This window comes from Micromonospora sp. NPDC049559, assembly GCF_040676675.1.
Classification (GTDB): domain Bacteria; phylum Actinomycetota; class Actinomycetes; order Mycobacteriales; family Micromonosporaceae; genus JBFAPK01.
The window spans coordinates 81308-101160 of record NZ_JBFAPK010000018.1; the positions used below are offsets into that span (position 1 = coordinate 81308).

Annotated in this window: 20 protein-coding genes, 1 tRNA gene and 1 pseudogene; 17 read left to right on the plus strand and 5 right to left on the minus strand. The window is 73.9% G+C overall.

Features of this window, described 5'->3' with window-relative positions; genetic code table 11:
• The first annotated feature begins 40 nt into the window (after positions 1-40).
• Positions 41-790: a hypothetical protein gene (locus AB0J86_RS20275; protein WP_363859108.1), complete on the plus strand. Its 750-nt coding sequence runs from the start codon at positions 41-43 to the stop codon at positions 788-790.
• Between the two features lie 80 nt (positions 791-870).
• Here AB0J86_RS20275 and AB0J86_RS20280 read toward each other — a convergent pair whose 3' ends face one another.
• Positions 871-1338 carry a GNAT family N-acetyltransferase gene (locus AB0J86_RS20280; RefSeq protein ID WP_363859109.1) on the minus strand — a complete coding sequence of 156 codons (468 nt, stop codon included), beginning with the start codon at positions 1336-1338 and terminating at the stop codon, positions 871-873.
• A 212-nt stretch (positions 1339-1550) separates the two neighbouring features.
• Between AB0J86_RS20280 and AB0J86_RS20285 the strand changes: the two genes are divergently transcribed.
• Positions 1551-1862, plus strand: coding sequence for a hypothetical protein (locus tag AB0J86_RS20285; RefSeq protein ID WP_363859110.1), 312 nt, complete (start codon positions 1551-1553; stop codon positions 1860-1862).
• 79 nt (positions 1863-1941) lie between these two features.
• Here AB0J86_RS20285 and AB0J86_RS20290 read toward each other — a convergent pair whose 3' ends face one another.
• Positions 1942-2574: a hypothetical protein gene (locus AB0J86_RS20290; RefSeq protein WP_363859111.1), complete on the minus strand. Its 633-nt coding sequence runs from the start codon at positions 2572-2574 to the stop codon at positions 1942-1944.
• A gap of 250 nt (positions 2575-2824) precedes the next feature.
• Between AB0J86_RS20290 and AB0J86_RS20295 the strand changes: the two genes are divergently transcribed.
• The 11 genes and pseudogenes from AB0J86_RS20295 to AB0J86_RS20345 form a co-directional block, all read left to right on the plus strand.
• On the plus strand, positions 2825-3157 hold the full coding sequence (locus tag AB0J86_RS20295) for a PadR family transcriptional regulator (protein ID WP_363859112.1): 333 nt from the start codon (positions 2825-2827) through the stop codon (positions 3155-3157).
• Positions 3154-4302 carry a hypothetical protein gene (locus AB0J86_RS20300; RefSeq protein ID WP_363859113.1) on the plus strand — a complete coding sequence of 383 codons (1149 nt, stop codon included), beginning with the start codon at positions 3154-3156 and terminating at the stop codon, positions 4300-4302. The genes AB0J86_RS20295 and AB0J86_RS20300 overlap by 4 nt, the downstream gene beginning before the upstream one ends.
• Positions 4303-4404: 102 nt before the next feature.
• Positions 4405-5229, plus strand: coding sequence for a hypothetical protein (locus AB0J86_RS20305; protein WP_363859114.1), 825 nt, complete (start codon positions 4405-4407; stop codon positions 5227-5229).
• A 241-nt stretch (positions 5230-5470) separates the two neighbouring features.
• Positions 5471-6166, plus strand: a complete 696-nt coding sequence (locus AB0J86_RS20310; RefSeq protein ID WP_363859115.1) for a dienelactone hydrolase family protein — start codon at positions 5471-5473, stop codon at positions 6164-6166.
• The gene (locus tag AB0J86_RS20315; RefSeq protein WP_363859116.1) at positions 6159-6917 is read left to right on the plus strand and encodes a uracil-DNA glycosylase; all 759 of its coding nucleotides are present in this window, start codon (positions 6159-6161) and stop codon (positions 6915-6917) included. The genes AB0J86_RS20310 and AB0J86_RS20315 overlap by 8 nt, the downstream gene beginning before the upstream one ends.
• Before the next feature lie 32 nt (positions 6918-6949).
• On the plus strand, positions 6950-7726 hold the full coding sequence (locus tag AB0J86_RS20320; RefSeq protein WP_363859117.1) for a DUF4129 domain-containing protein: 777 nt from the start codon (positions 6950-6952) through the stop codon (positions 7724-7726).
• Positions 7723-8307, plus strand: a complete 585-nt coding sequence (locus AB0J86_RS20325) for a hypothetical protein (protein WP_363859118.1) — start codon at positions 7723-7725, stop codon at positions 8305-8307. The genes AB0J86_RS20320 and AB0J86_RS20325 overlap by 4 nt, the downstream gene beginning before the upstream one ends.
• Positions 8304-9296 carry a MoxR family ATPase gene (locus AB0J86_RS20330; protein WP_363859119.1) on the plus strand — a complete coding sequence of 331 codons (993 nt, stop codon included), beginning with the start codon at positions 8304-8306 and terminating at the stop codon, positions 9294-9296. Before AB0J86_RS20325 ends, AB0J86_RS20330 begins: the two co-directional genes overlap by 4 nt.
• Positions 9293-10744 (plus strand): DUF58 domain-containing protein, encoded by a 1452-nt coding sequence (locus AB0J86_RS20335; protein WP_363859120.1) that lies wholly within the window; start codon positions 9293-9295, stop codon positions 10742-10744. Before AB0J86_RS20330 ends, AB0J86_RS20335 begins: the two co-directional genes overlap by 4 nt.
• On the plus strand, positions 10741-11304 hold the full coding sequence (locus AB0J86_RS20340) for a hypothetical protein (RefSeq protein ID WP_363859121.1): 564 nt from the start codon (positions 10741-10743) through the stop codon (positions 11302-11304). The genes AB0J86_RS20335 and AB0J86_RS20340 overlap by 4 nt, the downstream gene beginning before the upstream one ends.
• A gap of 152 nt (positions 11305-11456) precedes the next feature.
• Positions 11457-12779: pseudogene (locus tag AB0J86_RS20345) on the plus strand (NAD(P)/FAD-dependent oxidoreductase); the annotation flags it as partial.
• Positions 12780-12980: 201 nt separating this feature from the next.
• On the opposite strand, the gene AB0J86_RS20350 reads toward AB0J86_RS20345, so the two are convergent.
• Positions 12981-14810: a hypothetical protein gene (locus AB0J86_RS20350; protein WP_363859122.1), complete on the minus strand. Its 1830-nt coding sequence runs from the start codon at positions 14808-14810 to the stop codon at positions 12981-12983.
• A 99-nt stretch (positions 14811-14909) separates the two neighbouring features.
• On the opposite strand from AB0J86_RS20350, the gene AB0J86_RS20355 reads away from it, so the two are divergent.
• From AB0J86_RS20355 to AB0J86_RS20370, 4 genes are all read left to right on the plus strand, one after another.
• Positions 14910-14990: transfer RNA gene (locus tag AB0J86_RS20355), tRNA-Leu, on the plus strand.
• Between the two features lie 120 nt (positions 14991-15110).
• A complete protein-coding gene (locus tag AB0J86_RS20360; RefSeq protein WP_363859123.1) occupies positions 15111-15926 on the plus strand; it encodes a Bax inhibitor-1/YccA family protein in 816 nt (271 codons plus the stop codon).
• Between the two features lie 281 nt (positions 15927-16207).
• Positions 16208-16963: a Bax inhibitor-1/YccA family protein gene (locus AB0J86_RS20365; protein ID WP_363859124.1), complete on the plus strand. Its 756-nt coding sequence runs from the start codon at positions 16208-16210 to the stop codon at positions 16961-16963.
• Between the two features lie 61 nt (positions 16964-17024).
• Positions 17025-17345, plus strand: a complete 321-nt coding sequence (locus AB0J86_RS20370) for a hypothetical protein (RefSeq protein ID WP_363859125.1) — start codon at positions 17025-17027, stop codon at positions 17343-17345.
• Between the two features lie 192 nt (positions 17346-17537).
• Here the strand turns inward: AB0J86_RS20370 and AB0J86_RS20375 are convergent, their stop codons facing one another.
• Both AB0J86_RS20375 and AB0J86_RS20380 read right to left on the minus strand, forming a co-directional pair.
• On the minus strand, positions 17538-18803 hold the full coding sequence (locus AB0J86_RS20375; RefSeq protein ID WP_363859126.1) for an acetyl-CoA C-acetyltransferase: 1266 nt from the start codon (positions 18801-18803) through the stop codon (positions 17538-17540).
• A gap of 173 nt (positions 18804-18976) precedes the next feature.
• On the minus strand, positions 18977-19738 hold the full coding sequence (locus AB0J86_RS20380) for an SGNH/GDSL hydrolase family protein (protein ID WP_363859168.1): 762 nt from the start codon (positions 19736-19738) through the stop codon (positions 18977-18979).
• Positions 19739-19853 lie beyond the last annotated feature (115 nt).

Here is a 19853-nt window from a genome sequence, read left to right on the forward strand (position 1 = left end):
CGTGGCCCTGGCGCTGAAGCACCACCGCTAGGAGCCGATCATGGCCGTTCCCCTCCCCGCCCGCCCCCAGCCCCCGCTTGCGTACGCCACCCCGGCGGCGCGGACCACCAACACCGCCCGTGCGTCCGGTCCCACCCGTCCCGGACGGACCGGGTGGCTGGCCCGGATCGTCGAGAGCGCCCGACCGGGCCTGGCCGCGCTGTTGCTGGGCCTCGCCGCCGTGCTGCTGGTCCTGGCCGTGCCGGCCCCCGCCCGGGCCGGCGGGGATGACCCGTCCGGCCCCTGGCCCGGTGGCCCGGGTTGGCCTCCCGGCGCCGGCTGGCCCGGCGGACCAGGCTGGCCGCCCGGACCCGGCCTCCCCGTGCTGACGCACTTCACCGACGACGGTGGCTCCGGCCCGAGCACGTTGCCCTGCCCGGGCGGGCAGGCCATCCGGGGCAACGCGACATTCGGCGTCCAGGCCGGTGACACCTGGCAGGGCGGCGCCGTCTACGACCTCTGCCTGCGGGCCGGCCCGCAGCCGAACTCGTTGGTCTACCACGGCACCGGTACCTTCACGGGCGCGGTGACCGGCTGCGGTACGGGCACCTTCCGGTACGAGGTGGTGCGGGGGTTCGCGCGGCTGCTCGCCAACCCGACGGCGCCGAACGGGCGTGAGCTCTGGCGGATCGTGCCCGGCTCGGGTACGGGCGGCCTGGCCGGTGTCACCGCGGGTCGCGGCGTGGGCGTCTACACGATCCAGCAGAGCCTGGCCAACCAGGGCTTCTTCGCCGGCCGCATCGCCTGCTGACCCCGCCGTCGACCGCGCCTGTCGCCGCGCGGGAAGGTGGTGGCCTCGCCCCCGCCCGACGCCACCACCTTCCCCCGGCGTCAGGCCAGGGGGAGCGCGGCGACGACCTGCTCCTCGACCCGCTCGCCGGTCAACTCGAACCCGAGCCGGCGGTAGAAGCCCTCGGGACCGCCCTCGCCGGGCACGAAGAGCACGTACGCCCGGGACTGCCCGCGCCGCCGGATCTCCTCGCATACCGACTCGACGGCGAAGCGGCCGTACCCTCGCCCCTGCCCGTCGGCGGAGACGTTGAGCCGCCACAGCCCGTACCGGTAGGTGTCGGCCGGATCATCGTCGAAGTGGACCTTCAGGAACGCCATCACGAAGCCGACCAGCCGCTCGCCGTCGTAGATCAGTCTCGGCCAGGCCAGCTCCGGCTGCGCGTACGCCTCGGCCAGGGACTGCGCGACCGGCGAGACGAGGTGCTCCTGGTCGGGGCGTACCCGCAGCCGGCAGGCGGGGACGACGTTGTCGGGGGTGACCTTCTCCAGCCGGAGCGACGGTGCCATGGCGGGAGGCTACTAGAGCGGCGCGAGCCTGCCGCGCGTGAAGATCGCCCCGAAGGTGGCAAGGTCGCGCAAGTGCGGGGAAAGAGTGGCCTCGGCACGCGCTGAGCGCCCCACCTTAGCAGGGCCCCAGAATCTGGATAGTGAGCGTTGGGCGGCTCGGGGTGGAGGTGACGCTCTGATCCCCGAGCCTTGACCGGGAAGGAGCCCGGCCCATGAACAACCTATCGAACTCCACCCATCCCTCGTGGTGTCTGCGCGGCCCGGACTGCGCCGACTCGGCGGGACTGCACTACTCCAGGCTCGTCGGAATGGCCCGCGGCAACGAAATCATCCAGATGAACGTCGGTCTCTGGCGGATGGACGTCGGGCCCGTCTCGCCCGGCGGCGTACTGCTGGAATTCACCCTCGAGGAGGACGTCGACCGCTGGCCGGTCGACCTCGCGCAGTCGCATGCGCTGGCTCGCCTGTTGCCCAGGCTGCTGCGCCAGGCCGACGCCACCCTCCAGGCGTCGCGCGCGGCCTGAGCCCGGTGACTTGAGGCGCTGGACGACCGCAGGTTGCTGGTTGGCTTCTCCTCGTCCGGCCCAGCGGAGCGAGTTGTCGTCAGCCGTGACGGGCGGTGTCGATGATGAGGTCGGCACGCTCGCGGGTGCCGTCGGAGCTGAAGAAACGCTCTTCTTCGGTCATCCACTCTCGCCAGAGCCGCTCGGCACCGGGCTGGGCGCCCTCGCGGGCGAGGCCGCGTGCCAGTCGCATCGGCGCGGGTGCCTCGACCCAGATGGCGTAGGCGAGCCGACCGACCGTCTCGCGGCGGGTGCAGGTGACGCCTTCAATGATCATGATGGGCGTCCAAGGTTGGGTCTTCCACTCGCCGAGGGTGTCGCCGTACCAGTCCGCCCAGTCTCTCGCCTGGTAGACGGCGGCCTCGCCGTGAAGAAGGGGTGTGAGCACCTGGGCCTCGAAGCGTGGCCACCAACCGGCGAAGTTCTCCCACGATACGAAGTCGTCGATCTCGATGACCGGCGCCCCCAGCGCCTCGGAGAGGCTGCGGGCGAGGTGACTCTTCCCCGAGCCGCTCGGGCCGTCGATGCCGACGATGCGTATGCCGTTGACCGGCTGGAGACGACGGTGGCGGCAACCTGATCCACGACGTCGATGGCCATGGGCACAGCCTAGCCACTGGCCGCCGTCGTTCCCGGCGCTTCCGGCTGGGCATCTACAGCCGGAGGTGGTCACCTCGTTGGCCGGCCTGGAGCGGACTGGCTAGTCGGACCCGGACCGGCCATCGGGGTAGGCGACGCCGAGGAGATCCGCCGGAACGCCGGCAAGATCCGCACAAATACCGAGAAAGAGTGGCCTCGGGCCGTCCGCGAGGGAACTATTTCTCCGTATTTGTGCGGATCTTGAGTGCCCCAGCGGGCCAGTGACGCGCCGCGAAGTACCACGTGCTTGACGGTATTCTGCATTGGACAGTAGTTTGCACCGCGTGGACACGACCCAGTTGCTCAAGGGCGTGCTCGATCTCGCGGTGCTGGCCGTTCTCCGGGACGAGGACGGTTACGGCTACGACATCATGCGGCGCCTGCGTTCCGCGGGCCTCGACGAGATCGGCGACGCATCCGTTTACGGCACGCTGCGCCGGCTCTTCCAGGCCGGCCTGCTGACGACGTACGTGGTCCCGAGCGAGTCGGGACCGCACCGGAAGTACTACGCGCTCAACGCGGCCGGGCGCGACCAGCTGCGCCACTCCGGCAAGGTGTGGCGATCCTTCGCCGCCACGATGGACAGTCTGCTCGACGATCGGGGGGTAGCAGCATGACCGAGGGCGGCACGACCGACGGCGGCCGGTTCGGCGGCATCGGCGAGGGTGGCGGGATCGGCGACGGCGGCCGGAGTGGCGGCGCGGGCGGGGGCGGCCGGCCGGACGGCGCGGCCGGGGGCAGCCGGATCATGAGTCCCCGGGAGCAGGAGGTCGCGCACTACGTCGAGCGGGTCCGGGCCGCCCTGGCGGACCTGCCCCCGCGGGTACGCGACGAACTGCTGGAGGACCTGCCGGAACACCTCACCGAGGTGGCCGCCGAGGCGGACGGCGCGCTGACCGAGCGGCTGGGCCCGCCGGAGGCGTACGCCGCCGAGCTGCGCGCCGCGGCCGGCGTCGCCGCCACGCGTACCGCGCCGACGGTGGACCAGCGCGTCGCCACCGCGGTGGTGACCGTGCGGCGCCGCCTGCGCGAGATCGACGGCCGGCTCGGCCCGGTCATCGGGTACGCCCGGGCGAGCGACTTCCTGCGGCTGCTGCGCCCGGCCTGGTGGGTGCTGCGGGGCTACCTGGTGGCCATGGTCCTGGCCGTGTTCCTGAGCAGCCAGGTGGGGGTGCTCCCCCGGCTCGGCGACAGCCTGGTCGGCGGGGCCATGCTGCTCGCCGGCACGGTCACCGGGTCGATCTGGCTGGGCCGGCGCAGCCCGGGCTACCGCCGCTGGCAGAAGGTGGCGCTGAACGTCGCGGCGGCACTGCTCGTCCTCTTCGGACTCGGGAGCCTCGTCGACCTGGACCGCAGCGCGGGCGGTCGGATGTACGAGCCCGCGGCGATCGACAACGCGTACTCCAACGTGCAGGACGTCTACGTCTACGACCGGCAGGGCCGACTGCTGCGCGACGTGCGGCTCTTCGACCAGAACGGGCAGCCGATCCGGCTCGGCTACCCGTGGTGTGCAGAGTCACAGCAGACCTTCGCGGAACAGCCCTGGCCGACGTACCCGTACTGCCCGGGCAGCGCCCCGTTCCAGTTCTTCGCCCCGGGTGGCGGCCCCGGCTCGCCGCTGGCATCGCCGACACCTGCGGAGACGGCGTCGCCGTCGGTGTCGCCCCCGTCCGTACCGGCACCGACCGTCTCGCAACCGGCGCAGCCCGGACGAGGGGCGACACCTGCCCCGCAACCGGTCAGCCCCACGCCCACTACCTGAAAGTCGGATGGTTCGGGTCTGCGGCGGGGTGGCCGTGATCGCTACGGTGTCGTCTGCTGACTTCCGCGACTCGGAAGTTTCCACCCCTCGAAAGGAAACCTCGTGACTGAGCAGGCCGCACCGCCGCCGGCTGGTGGCTCCAACCCGCCGCAACAGCCGGAGGCCCCGGCCCAGCAGCCGGAGACCCCGTCGTCGCAGCAGGTGGCGGAGGCCACGGTTCCGCCGCAGCCCGGCGCGCCCGAAGCGGAATCGATCCAGGGCACGAGCGCGGCCCCGGCCGAGCAGGGCACGGGTGAGGCGGCGTCCGCGCGGGAGGCCGCCGCGGCAACGCCGGACGCGGACGCGGCTCCGGCCGAGCAGGGTACGGGCGCGGTCGCGCCCGAGCAGCGGGAGGGGACGACGATACCCGCGCAGCGCACCGGCCCGGCCCCGGCCGAGCAGGGCAGCGGCCCGGCGCCGACCGCCGAGGAGGGCATGGGCCCGGCGGGTGAGCAGGGCATGGGCCCCGCCGGCGAGGAGGGCATGGGCCCGGCCGGCGAGCAGGGGACCGGCCCGGCGGACGAGCCGGAGCCGGCGAAGGCCCGCTCGGCCGCGGGCATCGTCAAGGTGCTGGTCGTCGCCCTGCTCGCCTTCGGGGCGGTGGTGGCCGGCGGCCTCGCCTGGAAGTACGTGAACAGCGTCCCGGAGACGGCCGCGGTCGGCGAGTGCATGGTCGGTCAGAACGAGAACGACATCAAGACCATCAAGTGCGACGACCCGAAGGCCGAGCACAAGGTGGTGGGCAAGATCGAGGGCAAGATGACCGAGAGCCAGTTCACCGCCTCGAAGAACCCCTGCCCCGACTTCCCCACCGCCGAGCGGGCCTTCTGGAGCGGCAAGAAGGGCGACAAGGGCGACGTCCTCTGTCTGGAGCCGATCAAGAGGTGACTCCGATGTGAACCGGCCCCGGGTTTCGGGGCAAGTCACCTGAAACACGGACCAGCGCGGCGACGTGGCGTACCCGAAAGTCAACGGGAGGTGTACGCCACGTCGCCGTTGTCTTTCGCCGCCCCCGTTCGGCATGGCAGGCTACCGGCACGCGACGCGACCTCAGCCTCCCGGCCGGAAAGCCTCGGCCGGGCGGACTGTGCGACCAGCCAACGATGACTGACCGACAGGAGGACGGCCGATGGGTGAGACGGTGAGCTACCGGAGCAACGGGGGCACGCGCGAGGGGTACCTCGCCCTGCCCGCCGATGGCGGGACCCGCCCGGCGGTCGTCGTGATCCAGGAGTCGTGGACGCTCGGGGCGCACATCACCTCGATCGCGGACCGCTTCGCCGAGGCGGGCTTCGTGGCCCTGGCGCCCGACCTCTGCCCCGGCGGGCCCAGCGCGGTCGCCGGCGGCACCCCGGCGGAGTCGGTGGACGCGCTGCTGAGCGGCCTGGACCAGGCCGCCAAGGAGGTCGCCGGCGCCGCCGAGTACCTGGCCGGGCGCGCCGAGGTGACCGGCAAGATCGGCTGCGTCGGTTTCGCCGCCGGTGGCGGTCTCGCGCTCTGGTCCGCGCCGCTCTCCGAGCGGATCGTCGCGGCCGCCGCCTTCTATCCGGTCCTGCCCTGGGAGCGGATGGGCACCGGATGGGCCGACTACGCCGGCAAGGCGGCGCTCGTCCACCGCCCCGAACAGGACGGTGCCGCGACGGCCGAGGGCGTGGCGGCGGCCCGGCGCGCGATCGAGGCGGCCGGCGGCGAGTGCGCCGTCTACGACTACCCGGGCACCGCGCCCTCCTTCTTCAACGACGACCGCCCCGACGTCTTCGACCGGGAGGCCGCGGCCAGCGCCTGGGCCCGTACCCTCGAACTGTTCCGGGCCAAGCTTGGCTGAGCCGCGCGGCCCGCAGCCCCGTACCGCCGAGGAGGTGGTCGCCCGCGCCCGGCGGGCGACGGACCTGGCCGACCTCGACGGCGCCGTCAGCGACTGCTTCGCCTGCCCCCGCCTCGTGGCGTGGCGCGAGGAGGTGGCCGCCGTGCGCCGGGCGGCCTTCCGGCAGCAGGAGTACTGGGGCCGGCCGGTGCCCGGATTCGGCAACGCCGACGCGCGCATCGCCATCCTCGGCCTCGCGCCGGCCGCGCACGGCGGCAACCGCACCGGCCGGATCTTCACCGGGGACCGCTCCGGTGACGTGCTCTTCGCCGCCCTGCACCGGGCCGGGCTGGCCAACCAGCCGACCAGCGTGGCCGCCGACGACGGGCTGGCCCTGCGGGACACCCGCATCTTCGCGGCGGTGCGCTGCGCCCCGCCCGAGAACAAGCCCACGCCGGCCGAGCGGGACACCTGCGCGCCGTGGCTGCACCGCGAGGTGGCGCTCGTCCGGCCCACGCTGCGCGTCGTGGTCGCCCTCGGCGCGTTCGCCTGGGCGGCGTGGTGGCCGGTGTTGCGCGAGGTGTACGGTGTCGTCCCGCCCAGCCCGCGACCCGCGTTCGGCCATGGGGCACACTGGTCGGGCGGCGGGGCCGTGCCGGATCTGCTGGGCTGCTACCACGTCAGCCAGCAGAACACGTTCACCGGCCGGCTCACCCCGGAGATGCTGGACGACGTGTTCGTCCGGGCGAAGCGGTTGGCCGCGGCGCGGTGACGCGGGTCGGAGCGGGTTAGAGGGCGGTGGCGATGTCGGTCGGCGACGAGCGTCCCGGGACCACGCCGGCCGGCCGCACGGACTTCGCCGGGGCCGCCCTGCTGCGCCGCCTCTGGCCGCTCGCCGTGGTGGCCGGTCTGCTCGCCCTCGCCGCCCTCGCCGCCTCGCACTCGACGCTCCGGTTCACCCGGACCGACCCGGTGGTCGACGACGTGCCGCTGCCCGACTACCAGGCGCCCGTACTGTCGCCGACACCGCAACCGGTCGCCGACGCCGACGGGGCCGCGATCCCCGACTGGATCCTCGTCGCCGCGATGGTGCTCGGCCTGCTGCTCGCCGCCGTCCTGGCCGGGCTGCTGATCCGGGCGCTGATCCGGGACCTGCGGCGCCGGGGCGCCCAGCGGCGCGCCCGCGCCGGCCGGACCCGCCGGCCGCCCGCGCAACGCACCGCCGAGGAGGTCGTCGCCGCGCTCGACGCCGGGCTGGTCGACCTCTCCGACGCCGACGCCGACCCGCGCCGCGCGGTGATCGCCTGCTGGGTCCGGCTGGAGCAGGCCGCCGCCGACGCCGGCATGCCCCGAAGGATCGGCGACACCCCGACCGACCTGGTCAGCCGCCTGCTGCGGGGCGGAGCGGGGGAGACCGGCGGCACGCCCACGGTGGTCAGCGCGGACGTCCTCTCCGACTTCGCCCACGTCTACCGGGAGGCCCGCTACGCCACCCACCCCGTCGACGAGCGGACGCGGGCCCAGGCGCGGTCGGCGCTGACCCGGCTGCGCGCGGAACTGACCACGGGGGCCGGCGGATGAGCGATCCCAGCGCGAGCATCGACGACCTGCTGCGGTACGAGGAGGAGCCGCCCCGGGCACGCGGCGGCGCCACCGGTCCGCGCTGGTGGCTGCGGACCGTCCTGGCCGCCGCCGCGCTCACCGTGGTCACCGTCTTCGGGCTGCGCCTCTTCGGCGTCGCGCTGCCGGTGCCGGCCATCGCCGCCGGAGCCCTCGCCCTGCTGGCGCTGCGCCGGTTCACCGCGCAGGTCGCGCCGCCGCCCCCGGCCCGGCGCCGGGCGTACCGCAATCCGGACCGCGAGGACGGCACGTACCGCTGGGGCGCCCAGGACGCGCTGCGCGGCGCGGTGAAGCGGTGGGAGAAGGCCCTCGGCCGCGCGCACGGCGACCGCGACTGGTGCAACGAGAACCTCCGGCCGATGCTCGGCGAACTCGCCGACGAGCGGCTGCGCCAGCGGCACGGGCTGACCCGCGCCAGCGACCCGGGCCGGGCCCGGGAGCTGCTGGGCGAGCCACTGTGGAACTTCCTGAGCACCCCTGTCCGCCGTACCCCGCCCCCGCGCGAACTCGCGGCCATCGTCGCCCCACTGGAGAAGCTATGACAGACGTCGACCAGATTCCCGCCGGCGAGGTGGGCCGGCTGGCCCGTACCGTGCTCGACTCGGTCGGCACGGTCGTGGTCGGCAAGCGGCCCGCCCTGGAGCTGGTGCTCGCCGGGATCCTGGCCGGTGGGCACGTGCTCCTGGAGGACCTGCCGGGTCTGGGGAAGACGCTGACCGCCCGCTCGTTCGCGCAGGCGCTCGGGCTGGACTTCCGGCGGTTGCAGTTCACGCCCGACCTGCTCCCGGCCGACGTCACCGGCTCCTTCCTGTACGACCAGCGCAGCGCGGAGTTCACCTTCCGGGCCGGACCGATCTTCACGAACCTGCTGCTCGCCGACGAGATCAACCGGACGCCGCCGAAGACGCAGGCGGCCCTGCTGGAGGCGATGCAGGAGAAGCAGGTCTCCGTCGAGGGCGTCACGTACCGGCTGGACGCGCCGTTCCACGTGCTGGCCACCGCCAACCCGATCGAGTACGAGGGGACGTACCCGCTGCCCGAGGCACAGCTGGACCGGTTCCTGCTGCGGGTCTCGTTCGGCTACCCCTCGGCCGAGGAGGAGTGGGACGTGCTGCGGCGCCGGATCTCCCGCCGACGGGAGGAGGCCGAGCTGGAGCCCGTGGTGGACGCGCCGACGCTGCGGGCGATGCAGGCGGCCCTGGAGAACGTCGTGGTGGAGGACTCGCTCGGCCGGTACATCGTCGCGCTGACCGCGGCCACCCGGGAGCACGCCTCGGTGCTGGTCGGCGCCTCGCCGCGCGGGTCGCTGGCGCTGCTGCTGCTGGCCCGGGCCAAGGCCGCGCTGGCCGGCCGCGACTACGTCATCCCGGAGGACGTCAAGGAGGTGGCGGTGCCGGCGCTGGCACACCGGATCACGCTGCGCCCGGAGATGTGGCTGCGCCGGGTCGACCCCTCCTTCGTGGTGAACGAGGTGCTCGACTCGACGCCCGCGCCGGCCAGCGGGGCGCTGCCGAGCTACGCCGCTCGATGACCGTCCAGCAGGCGCCCGCCGGGGCGGGGCCCTCCGCCACGGTCCGGCCGGCCGTACCGCCGGGTCCCGGTCCGGCCGGCGCGCCGGCGGGCGAGGAGTCCGCCGGTACGCCGTCGTGGGGCGCCACCCGGGCGCTGGGGCGGGCCGTGCTGCTGACCGGCGTGCTGCTCCTGGCCGGGGTGCTCCTCGGCCGGGTCGACCTCGTCGTGCTCGCGGTGCCGTTCGCGCTCGGCACGGCGTACGCGCTGCGCCGCCGGCCGGTCGCCGCGCCGGGCGTAACGGTCGAGGCCGACGACAACTACCTGGTGGAGGGGGGCGAGGTCAGCGGCGGCATCGTGGTGGACAACCCCGAGCAGGTCGGCTACCACCTCGTCGTGGTGCGGAGCCTGGTCTCGCCCTGGCTGAAGATCGACCGGGCCGGCGTGCCCGGGCCGGACGACGCGATCCCTCCCGGCGGGGTCGACCGGCCGTTCGCGCTCGCGCTGCGCCCCGGCGAGGAGGCCACCATCGAACTGGCCGGCGAGTCGCTGCGCTGGGGCCGCCACCAGCTCGGCCCGGCCGCCGCGCGGGTCGCCGCCTGCGACGGGCTGCTCGCCAGCCGCCCGGTGGTCAGCGGCGCCCGGGGCGTACGGGTCTACCCGGCCACCGAGCCGTTCGACGCGGTCGAGGCGATGCCCCGGGCCGCGGGACTGGTCGGCGGGCACCGGTCGCGCCGGCCGGGTGAGGGCGGCGAACTGGCCGGCGTACGCATCTTCGGCCCCGGCGACCGGCTGCGCCGCATCGACTGGCGGGTCTCCCTCCGGGCCCGGCAGCTGCACGTGGCCGCCACCCTCTCCGACCGGGACGCCGAGGTCGTGCTCCTGCTCGACGTGCTCACCGAGGCGGGCCACTCGGGCGGCGTCCGGGGCGGGGCCTCCGTGCTCGACACCACCGTGCGGGCCGCCGCCGCGATCGCCGAACACTACCTGCACCGGGGCGACCGGGTCTCGATGCTCGAGTACGGTCCGTCGGCGCGCCGGCTGCGCCCGGCCACCGGCCGTCGGCAGTACCTGACGCTGCTGGAGTGGCTGCTGGACGTGCGGGCCGAATCCTCCCCGTACGAGCCGTACGACCTGGTTTTCGGCTCGCATCTGCTCTCCTCGGACGCGCTGGTGGTGGTCCTCACCCCGCTGCTGGACGAGCGGTCGGCCGCGATGCTGGCCCGGCTGGCCCGCTCCGGCCGGTTCGTGGTCGCCGTGGACACGCTGCCCGGCACCGCCCGCCCGCCGCAGACGGGTCCCTGGACCGAGCTGGCGTACCGGGTCTGGCGGCTGGAGCGGGAGAACACGATCGGGCAGCTGCGTGAGCACGGCGTACCGGTGGTCGGCTGGGCCGGCGCCGGCAGCCTGGACCTGGTGCTGCGGGACGTGGCCCGGCTCGCCTCGGCACCGAGGGCGACGCTGCGATGATCACTTCTTTGGTCGACCGGGCCCGCGCGCTGCACGCGGCCGTACGGCGCGCCGCGCTGGCGCCGCTGCTGGTCCGCCTCGGGATCTTCGCGAGCGCGCTGCTCGCCTTCCTCGTGGCGTACCCGTCGCAGCTGGTGCTCGGCCGCCCGCTCCTGCCGCTGGCCGTCGTCGCCGCCCTCCCCGCGATCTCCCCGCGCCGGGTCTGGCCGACGCTGACCGTGCTGGCCGCGGTCGCCGGCTGGATCCTGACCACCAGCTGGTACGGCCAGCCCGTGGCGCTCTGGCGGCTGCTGGCCCTGGCCGGACTGCTCTACCTGACGCACGCGCTCTGCGCGCTGGGAGCGCTGCTGCCGTACGACGCGGTGGTCACGCCCGAGCCGCTGGTCCGCTGGGTCGGGCGGGCGTGCGGCGTGGTCCTCGCCTCGGCGGTGCTGGCCGTGCTGCTGCTCGCGCTGGCCGGGCCGGACGGGCAGCGCACCTACCTGACCGCCCTGCTCGGCGGTCTCGCGGTCGCCGTGGCCGCCGCCGCGCTGCTCGCCTGGCTGCTCCGCCGCCGGTAGGCCGCGCCGGGGCCGCCCGGCCCGGCACGGGCGTCCGTGGGGCCCCCGGAACCCCTCCCGTGGGACGGCGTCACACAGCTCACAGCGGCGTCCTCGGTCACAGAAGGCGTATCCACCGAGCACCGACGGCCTAACCGGGGAAAGATGGAACCGTGAATCCGCAACGGATCCTTGTGGTGGGTGCCGGTCACGTTGGCCTCTACGCGGCCCTGCGCCTGTCGAAGAAGCTACGGTCGAGCGAGGCCGAGGTCGTCGTGGTCGACCCGCAGCCGCACATGACCTATCAGCCGTTCCTGCCCGAGGCGGCGGCGGGGAACATCTCCCCGCGGCACTCGGTCGTGCCGCTGCGCCGGGAGCTGCGGCGCTGCCATGTCGTCGCCGGTACCGTCACCCGGATCGAGCACGCCCGGAAGACCGCGATCGTACAGCCGATCATCGGTCCGTCCCGCGAGTTGCCGTACGACCACGTGATCGTGGCGCCCGGCTCGGTGTCGCGGACCCTGCCGATCCCGGGCCTGCGCGAGCACGGCATCGGATTCAAGACCATCGGCGAGGCGATCTACCTGCGCAACCACGTGCTCGACCGGCTGGACGTGGCGGCGGCCACGACCGACCCGGAGGTACGCCGCTGCGCGCTGACCTTCGTCTTCGTCGGCGGCGGCTACGCCGGTATCGAGGCGCTGGCCGAGATGGAGGACATGGCCCGGGACGCGCTCAAGTACTACCCGGAGCTCTCGCCCGACGACATGCGCTGGGTGCTGGTCGAGGCGACCCAGCGGGTGCTGCCCGAGGTCGACCGGGACATGGGCGCCTACACCGTCCAGCAGCTGCTCAAGCGGAACATGGACATCCGGCTGGACACCCGGCTCGAATCGTGCGTCGACGGAATGGTCAGTCTCTCCGACGGCGACAGCTTCAAGGCCGACACGATCGTCTGGACGGCCGGCGTGAAGCCCTCGCCGATGCTCGACCACACCGACCTGCCCCGGGACAACCGGGGCCGGGTGACGTGCCTGCCGACCCTCCAGGTGGTCGACGGGGACCAGGTCGTCGAGGGGGCGTGGAGCGCCGGCGACTGCTCGGCGGTACCGGACCTGACCGGCCCGCCCGGCAGCTTCTGCTCGCCCAGCGCGCAGCACGCGGTGCGGCAGGCCAACCAGATGGCCGACAACATCAGGGCGGTGATCCGGGGGCGGCTGCCGAAGGAGTACAAGCACAAGCACGCCGGCAGCGTCGCCAGCCTCGGCCTGCACAAGGGCGTGGCCCAGGTCTACGGGATCAAGCTCACCGGCTTCATCGCCTGGCTCATGCACCGCACGTACCACATGAGCCGGATCCCGTCGCTGAACCGGAAGGTCCGGGTCGTGGTCGACTGGACGCTCGCCTTCTTCCTCAAGCGGGAGGTGGTGGCGCTCGGCCAGCTGCACGACCCGCGGGAGGAGTTCCTGGAGGCGACGGCGCCGTTACCGGAGCGGAAGGCGGCCCCGCCCGCCCCGGCGGAGGCCGACGGCCGACCGCGCAAGCCGGCCCCGGTGTGGGGTCGCCGGAGGTAGCCCGACCCGCTCGCCGCCGCGCGCACCGCACCCCGCCCCGCCCCGCCGATCTAGGGCATATCGTCGTTACTTGATCTCTAATCGCAACGATTTGCCCTAGATCGACGCGTGGACCTTGACGCGTCAGACCTTCCAGGTCCAGGCGTCGGCGATCCGGGTCGCCGGCCCGAGCAACGCCTCCAGGGTGGTACGCAGGCTCTCGCTGTTCGGCTCGTCGGCGGCGAGCGCCACGCACGACGCGTTCCAGAAGCTCAGGTCGCGCCGGGCCTGCTCGCGCTGCTCCGGGCTGATCTGCGGCACGCTGCCGGTCTTCGCCACGTCGGCGAGCAGGGCCGAGGTCGGCTGCTTGTAGGTCCCCATCGAGGCCTTGCCCTTGGCCGCGTACGGCCCGATGAAGAAGCCCTCCGGCATCCCGAAGCCGGCGTCGGCCTCGGCGGCCCAGCGCATCGCCCAGGGCTCCTTCGGCGTCGGTAGCGGCACGGGGACCAGCACCCCGCCGGGGGGTACGCAGTCGCGCCAGTGCCCGGCGGAGACGAACTCGGGTACGGGCGCGCGGCCGGTCGTCGGCAGCGGGGCGGGGAAGATCGGCAGCAGGGCCGCGATCACGGCGCCCGGTACCAGCATCCGGGCCGGCTGCCACCGCGCCCGCAGCGCGCGGTCGACGGCGACCGCCAGGACCGTGCCGATCAGCGGGATCAGCGCCAGGGCGAACCGCATCGGCAGCGCCCCGTCCACCACGGGCAGGCCGTGCAGCAGCGAGTACGGCCCGCGTACGCCGGTCTGCTCGCCGTGCACCAGCACCACCGGCCCGAGCGAGAGGGCGGCCATCAGGATCCCGGCGATCGCGCAGGCCAGCACCAGCGGGCGCCGGATCAGCCAGGCCGCGCACGCGACCGCGACGAGCAGCAGCGGCCAGCCGAGGAAGGTGTTGTACTCGGCCGGGCCGGTGGTGAGCCCCGCCGACTCGATCGAGCCGCCGATCGAGAGCGGCGAGATCGCGGCCCAGCTGCCCAGGTCGGCCGAGAAGTAGTAGGGGCTGAACATCCCGTTCGGCACGCTCTGCGGCCCGGCGAACTGGAACCACAGCGGGTACGCCAGCAGCACGGTGGCCACCCCCACCGCGAGCAGCAGCCCGGCCATGAAGCGGCTGAGCACCCGCCGGGCCAGGTCGCGGCGGGCGACGGCGTACGTCACCGTCACCACGACCAGCGTCAGCGCGGTCAGGAAGAGCACCTCCTCGCCGACGAAGACCTGGACGGCGACGGTGAGGGCGAGCCCGAGCGAGGAGGTGACGAGCCGGCGCAGGTGCGGTCCGGGGGAGGCCGGGTCGGCGGCGCGGAGCATCCGTACCACCAGCCAGATCATCACCGGTACCAGCCACTGGGCGGTCATGTGCAGGTGACTGTTGGTCTGCGAGACCATGCCCGGGGCGAAACCGCAGAACGCCGCGCCGAGCCCGGCCGCCAGCCGCCGGGCTCCGACGGTACGGGTGTAGAGCAGGTACCAGGCGATGGCGGTACCGGCCAGGTTGCCGGCGGCCAGCAGCGCGAAGGTGGTGGCGGCGCCGAAGATCAGGGTGACCGGCGCGAAGAGGGCGCCCAGCGCGATGACCGTGGTGTTGGCCATCAGGTTCACCCCGTCCGGGGCGTTGAGCCGGTCGCTGAGCAGGCTGAAGTCGCCGTGCAGCAGCCGCGAGTCGGTGGCCAGGAACCACTCGTAGAGGGTCTGGTCCTCCGGGTTGAGCGCGAGCACCCGGCCGGACGGGTCGGGCCACAGGCCGTGGGTGAGCCAGCCGGCGAACCCGACGAAGAGCAGGCAGACGACCAGGTCCAGCCGGTACGGGCGGAGGGTGGCGAGCCATCGGGACCAGCGGTCGCGGCGGTCGCCGGAATCGCCCGTCGGTACGGTCGGATCGGAGTTCGTCTCCTGCGGCGCACGGGTTGTGCTCGTCACGGCCTCGACCCTAGTGCCGAAGGCGTGCCGGGGTGCGCCGGGTCGGCCCGAACCCGCTACCGTGACAGTCACCGGAGCGCTACGGCGCCCGGGGCCCCGGCCCGGGTGGTGGAAAGGCAGACACGGCCGCCTTAAAAGCGGCTGCCGCAAGGCGTGCGGGTTCGACCCCCGCCCCGGGCACCCCCTGCTCCGCCGCATTCCACGCGCTACCGCGCCCTTTGTTCCCCACGGTGGGTTGCTGTCCCGGTTACGCTTGAGCGGCACGTCGTCGTGCATCGACCCCCTGAGGGAGGCCTGAAAGTGAAGACGACCAACCCGGTGCTGGCCCGGCTCGGCCAGGCGGCCGAGCGCGAGCGGGCCGCCGGGTACGCTCCCGCCGGCCCATACGGGCAGCCCGGTTACGGGCAGCCGTACCCGACGGCGGCGGGATACCCGGCCGCGCCGCCCACCGTGCGCCCCATGTCCATCGACGACGTCGTCGTCAAGACCGTCACCCTGCTCGGCATCCTCGCCGTCTCCGCGGCGGCCGCGTGGACCCTGGTGCCCGACGCGCTCGTCGGCGTCGCCTGGATCGGCGCGCTCGTGGTCGGCCTGGTGCTGGGCCTGGTCATCTCCTTCGCCCGGATCGCCAACCCGGCGCTCGTGATCGCCTACGCGGTGGTCGAGGGCGTCTTCGTGGGCATGGTGAGCAAGGCGTTCAACACGGTGTACCCCGGCATCGTCCTGCAGGCCGCGGTCGCCAGCTTCGGCGTCTTCTTCCTGATGGCGATGCTCTACAAGTCGCGGGTCATCCGGGCCACGCCCCGGTTCGTCCGCGGTGTGGTCGCCGCCATGGTCGGCCTCTTCGCCGTCATGATGATCAACCTGGTGCTGGCGCTCTTCGGCGTGAACACGGGCCTGCGCGACGGGGGCGCGCTGGCGATCGGGTTCAGCCTGGTCTGCATCGTGGTGGCGTCGCTGAGCTTCGTGCTGAGCTTCCACGAGATCGAGGAGGGCGTGCGGATGGGTCTTCCGCAGCGTTACTCCTGGACCGCCGCCTTCGGCATCCTGGTCAGCATCGTCTGGCTCTTCTTCGAGATCCTGCGGCTGCTCAGCTACTTCCAGGGCGACGACTGACGTCCACGCCGCAACCGCGTCCGACCGACGCCCGCTCCCGTACCCCGGGGGGCGGGCGTCCGGCTTTCCGAGGTGACGCCGTGCGCCCCCGGATGGGCGTTCGCCGGTCGTCGGTCGCGGGTCGCCCGTCGCGGGCCACCGCTCGCGGGTCGCCCGTCGTCCGTCGTCCGTCGGCGGGACCGGGCCGCGCGGGTAGCCTGAGGAAAGGGGCATTTCCCCTATTTCGGAGGCGTGCGGGGTGCCCGTCGCGCGGCTGCGGGCCCGTGGGAAGAAGGCGTGTGATGGAGAGCACCAACCCGGTGCTGAGCCGACTGGACGAAACCGTCCGGGCGCGGCGCGGGTACGCTCCCACCCCCGTCGAGGCGGTCACCGTCGACGACGTGGTGCTCCGTACCGTCGGGCTGTTGATCCTGACGGCGGCGGTCGCCGCGCTGGCCTGGGTGCTGGTCCCGGCCGGCGGTGCGGTCGGGGCCGCCCTGCTCGGCACCACGCTGGCCGGGCTGGTGCTCGGGCTGGTGATCTCGATCAAGCGGATCACGAACCCACTGGTCATCTCCCTCTACGCCATCGTGCAGGGGGTGCTGCTCGGCGTCGCCAGCCGTGGCTTCGAGGCGCTCTACCCGGGCATCGTGGTCCAGGCCGTGGTCGGTACCTTCGGCGTCTTCACCGGGATGGCCCTGCTCTACCGGGCCCGGGTGATCCGGGCGACCCCGCGCTTCGCCCGCCTCGTGCTCGGCGCCCTCTTCGGCGTGATCGTGCTGAGCCTGGTCAACCTGGCGGTCTACCTGATCACCGGGCGGCAGGGGCTGGAGGTCTACAGCCGGACCGGGCACGTGGGCTGGCTGCCGTACGTCTTCTCGCTGGTCGCGATCACGGTCGGCGCCCTGACCTTCATCCTCGACTTCGACGCGGCCGAACGGGCCGTCCGCGCCGGCCTGCCCCGCCGGTACGCCTGGTACTGCGCCTTCGGGATCCTGGTCGGGCTGATCTTCCTCTACTGGCAGATCCTCCGGCTCCTCGGCTACCTGCGGCGCTGACGGCTCGCGCACCCGGGCCGGGGTCCAGCCGGAGCGCCGTCGCCGTCCTAGACTCGCGGCGATGAGTGCCGAGGAACTGAGCCGCGCCGTCGACCTGTTCGTCCGCCAGGTCGGCCACTGGACGGCGCCGCGCTGGGGCGCCCAGGCCGCCACCGGTAACACCGCCCGCGCCGACCTGGTGCACCGGCTCGTGCAGCGGATCGCCAACCTGGCGGCCGACGCCGAGGGCGAGCCCCGCCGGACCGTACCGCGCCTCGACAACGACCTCGCCCTGCCCGACCAGCTCCGGGTCGTCGCGGCGGACCTCGTCGCCGCCGGAGCGCCCGAGGAGGCGCTCGCCGCCGCCACCGCCGAGATCGCGGCGACCCGCGCCGCCCTCTGAGCCGGGCCCGAAGCCGCCGGGCACGAGCGCGCTTGACGAAACATCACGGGCGCGCCGCGCAGAGCACACCCCAGGCGCGCCGCGCAGAGCACACCCAGGCGCACCGCGCGAATACCGAGAATGAGGCCCCTCGTGGCCCGGGACCAGCCCCTCGTTCTCGGTATTCGCGCGGATCCTGCTGCTACCGGAGGATCAGTTCAGCCGTTCGACGACCATGGCCATGCCCTGGCCGCCGCCGACGCACATGGTCTCCAGACCGATGGTCCTGTCGTGCCATTCGAGGGCGTTGAGCAGGGTGCCGGTGATCCGGGCGCCGGTCATGCCGAACGGATGCCCGACCGCGATCGCACCGCCCATCACGTTGAGCTTCTCCAGCGGGATCTCGAGTTCGCGGTACGAGGGAATCACCTGAGCCGCGAACGCCTCGTTGATCTCGACCAGGTCGACGTCGTCGATGGTCATGCCGGCGCGCTTGAGGGCCTGGCGGGACGCCTCGACCGGGCCGAGCCCCATGATCTCCGGCGAGAGCGCGGTCACCCCGGTCGAGACGATCCGGGCGAGCGGCGTGATGCCCAGCTCGCGGGCCCGGGTCTCGCGCATCACCACGACCGCGGCGGCGCCGTCGTTGAGCGGGCAGCAGTTGCCGGCGGTGATCCGGCCGTCGGGCCGGAAGACGGGCTTGAGTCCGGCGACCCCGTCGAGCGTCACGCCCGGCCGGGGCCCGTCGTCGGTGCCGACCACCGTCCCGTCCGGCAGGGTGACCGGGGTGATCTCGCGGGCCCAGAAGCCCTCGGTGATCGCCTTCTCGGCGAGGTTCTGGCTGCGTACGCCGAACTCGTCCATCTCGGCGCGGCTCACCCCGTACGCCTGGGCGAGGTTCTCGGCGGTCTGCCCCATCGCCAGGTAGATGTCCGGCAGTTCGCCGTCGAGGCGCGGGTCGGTCCAGACGGACGAGCCGGCCTCGGCGCGGGCCGCGGAACGGGCGCGCGCCGCCGCGAACCGCGGATTCTCCCAACCGCCGCCGACGAGTGCCTGCGCCTCGGGCGGCAGCGCGTCGGAGTTGCCCCGCCGGTACCGCGACACGCACTCGACCCCGGCCGAGACGAAGACGTCGCCCTCGCCGGCCCTGATGGCGTGGAAGGCCATCCGGGTGGTCTGCAGGGACGACGCGCAGTACCGGGTCAGTGTCGCGCCGGGCAGGTCGTCCAGCCCGAGCAGCGTGGCGACCACCCGGGCCATGTTGAAGCCCTGCTCGCCGCCGGGCAGCCCGCAGCCGAGGTAGAGATCGTCGATCTCGTGCGGGTCGAGCTGGGGCACCTTGTCGAGCGCGGCCTGGACGATGGTGGCGGCCAGGTCGTCCGGGCGGAGGTCGCGCAGCGATCCCTTGACGGCGCGGCCGATGGGGGAGCGGGCGGTGGCGACGATGACGGCGGAGTCGGCGGGCGAGGCGGTCGGCATGCGCCAACGTTAACCGGTGAGTAACTTCCGGCGGAAGTGGGCCGGCGCCGCCGCAGCCCTGTCGGCGGGTCAGCCGGAGCCACCCTGCTCGTGCTCGCTGGGCCAGCCGGCGCCACCCTGCTCGCCGGGCCGGCGCCGCCGTCCTGTCGGCGGGCCGGCGGCACGGGGAGGGATCAGCGGCGGGTGGCGGTCGCGGCCGCGGCGGCCACCGAGGGCAGCAGCGAGTGCGCCCAGACCCGGTACCCGTCCGCCGAGGGGTGGAACCCGTCGTGGCAGAGCGTCCCCTCGTCGGCCCGGAAGACCGGGCCGGTCTCGGCGCCCAGGTCCACCACCCGTCCGCCGGCGGCGAGCACCGCGGCGGCCTGTGCCCGCGCGGTCCGGCGACCCAGCCAGCCAAGGACCTGGCGCAGCGGCTGCGCCACCGCCCGTACCGCCCCGAGGTCGGGGCAGGTGCCGACGACGACCTCGACGTCCGCGTCCCGCAGCCGGCGTACGGCCGCACCGAGGTACGCGGCGGCCTCGCCCGGCCGGCGCAGTCCCGTGGCGTCGTTGGCGCCGATCAGGATCACCGCCACGTCGGGGCGCTCGCCGAGCAGCGCCCGGGCCACCTGGGTGGCCAGGTCGGTCGAGCGGGAGCCCGAGACGCCCACGCTGGAGAGGCGGACCTCGCGCGGGCCGATGCCGTTCGCCGGGTCGCCCTCGGCCAGCAGCCGGCCCAGCTGCCCGCCGACGGTGTCGCCGAGCTCCCGTACCCCGACGCCGAGCGCCGAGGAGTCGCCGAGCAGCACCAACCGCAGCGCCGGCAGGCCCGGTTCGCCCACCGTGGAGCGCAGCGCCAGGCCCAGCTCGGGCTGGGCGTAGCGCCGGGTGCTGGCCAGGAACGCCTGCCCGGCGAGGACGGCGGCGCCGCCGACGGTACCGGCGACGAGGGTCATGGCGGCGGCCTTGGTGATCCGCAGGGCGATGCCGGTCACGTCGTGCTCCCGGTGCGGGGGCCGGGCCGGGCGACGCGCCCGCCGGTCCAGGTCATAGCTGCTCCTCGCTGCGTTG